Source organism: Peribacillus sp. (assembly GCF_059453735.1).
Map to the genome: position 1 here is coordinate 1 of NZ_JAZVJO010000278.1, position 2424 is coordinate 2424.

Genomic DNA, 2424 nt, shown 5'->3' on the forward strand with positions numbered 1-2424 from the left:
GATCCGACTTTAACTTTAATATGGTGGCTATTTATAAAAAGCACCCAACTTTAATGAGCCTGCCCATGTTGTTGGATGCGTATATTAACCATCGTAAAGAAGTTATAAGTAACCGTTCACGTTATGAATTACAAAAAGCACATGATCGTGCGCATATTGTTGATGGTCTAATTAAAGCGCTGTCGATTCTTGATGAAGTTATTTCTATCATCCGTTCGTCTAAGGATAAGCGAGATGCAAAAAATAATTTAATGGAAAAATTTGACTTCAGCGAACCTCAATCTGAAGCGATTGTTTCTTTACAATTATATAGATTGACCAATACTGATATCACAGCCTTGCAAGCTGAAGGTGCGGAGCTTAAGCAAAAAATTGAAGAACTCTCAAAAATTCTTGATAGCGAAAAGGTTTTACAACAAGTCATTAAAAAGGAACTAAGATCTGTTAAAAAAGGATTTAATGATACACGCAGATCCAAAATAGAAGATAAAATAGAAGAACTGAAAATTAATCTAGAAGTGCTGATAGCGAGCGAAGATGTAATTGTGACGGTCACAAAGCAGGGGTATGTGAAACGAACCTCACTCCGTTCTTATACTGCATCCGGAGGTCTTGACTTTGGGATGAAAGACACGGATAGAATGCTTCAAAAGATTGAAGCAAATACAACGGATGTTCTTTTGTTGTTTACGAATAAAGGGAACTTCCTCTATTGCCCCGTCCATCAGCTCCCAGATGTCCGTTGGAAGGAAACAGGGCAGCATATTGCCAATATCATTCCGATTGACCGTGATGAACAGATCTTAAAGGTTATCCCAATTAAAGACTTTGAACAGCCGCAGTATTTGCTGTTTATTACGAAGAATGGGATGGTCAAAAAAACAGACTTAATTTGTTATAAGGCTCAACGTCATTCTAAGCCGCTTGTAGCCGTTAATTTAAAAGGCGATGACGAACTAATTGATGTTCACTTAACCGATGGAACAGCAGATATATTCTTGGCTACTCACTTTGGGTACTCTCTCTGGTTTGATGAAGAAGAAATTACCCCAGTAGGTATTCGTGCTGCAGGGGTTAAAGGAATTAATCTTAAAGAAGATGACTTTGTTGCAGGTGGTAAAATCATTAGTAAACAAAGTGCTGGCACGATCTTTGTTGCTACGCAGCGAGGTGCAGTGAAAAAAATGAAGCTTTCTGAATTTGAAAAAGCTTCGAGGGCGAAACGGGGTGTTCTGCTTCTTCGTGAGCTTAAATCGCATCCGCATCGCGTGGTTGGGCTGGACATTGTTATTCAAAGTGATTCGGTATTCCTGTTAACCGATAAACAGTATGTCGAAAGCATTCACATTAGCAGCCTGCGCCCGGCAGACCGATATTCAAACGGTTCATTTATTATTGATGAAACGGAAAATGGTAAAGTTTGTGAATTGTGGAAAGTCAGTGTTGAAGAGAATTAATAGCTCGAGCCCGGCCGAATGGATTCCATTCTGGCCGGGTTTTTTTTTGCGTGAAATGAAATTTTCCTTTTAACCCATCTTTTCAAATATTTTCATGATTGTTGGAAATAATAACAAACAGTTAAATGGGAAGGGATGAGTACAAGTGGATGATTTGGTTATAGCAAGGTCATTATTTGGCACGACGATGGGCTTTCACATAATTTTTGCTACCCTTGGTGTTGGATTACCATTGATGATGATTATTGCCGAATTGATGTATCAAAAGACGAAGGACTATCATTACGTCATTATGGCCAAGCGCTGGACGAAGACTTTTGCCATTTTGCTTGGCGTAGGTATTCCAACGGGTACAATTGCCGGCACGCAGTTGTCCTTATTATGGCCAGGTTTTATGGAGGTCATTGGGAAAGTAATGGTACTGCCGTTTCAGATTGAAATTTATGCGTTCTTTTTAGAAGCGCTGTTTATGTCTATTTACGTCTATGCAGCTGAAAGACTACCGCCTTGGGCTCGTACTCTCAGTTTGGTATTAGTGGCGTTTGGAGCGATGGCTTCGGCTGTATTGATTTCTAATGTTCACTCCTTTGAAGGAACACCTGCAGGGTTTAAGATGGAAAATGGTGTGATTTCAGATGTGCAGCCGTGGGTGGCATTCTTCAATCCGAGCTTTGTAGTAACCGCTGTTCATGTTGTTTTGACGGCTTATACAACAGGGGCATTTGTTATTGCTGCAGTGGCTGCCTTTAAAATGCTGAGAATAGGTCCTAAAAGTGTAGACTACTTATTTCATAAAAAAGCGTTGAAGATTTGTGTTATTACTGGAGGTATTTTCGCTTTATTTACAGCACTGAATGGACATGTAGTTACGCAAAAGCTCCATGAATACCAGCCGGAAAAGCTCGCGGCTGCAGAAGGGCTCTTTGAAACGCAGACCCATGCACCCCTGGCTCTTCTTGGGTATACG

Annotated in this window: 2 protein-coding genes; both read left to right on the top strand. The window is 40.3% G+C overall.

Annotation, left to right across the window (positions count from 1 at the left end):
• Nucleotides 1-1457 (top strand): DNA gyrase C-terminal beta-propeller domain-containing protein (locus AC52RT_RS08960; RefSeq protein ID WP_495540418.1); only part of this gene is annotated, 1457 nt, incomplete at its 5' end.
• Between the two features lie 145 nt (nt 1458-1602).
• Nucleotides 1603-2424 (top strand): cytochrome ubiquinol oxidase subunit I (locus tag AC52RT_RS08965; protein ID WP_495540419.1); only part of this gene is annotated, 822 nt, incomplete at its 3' end.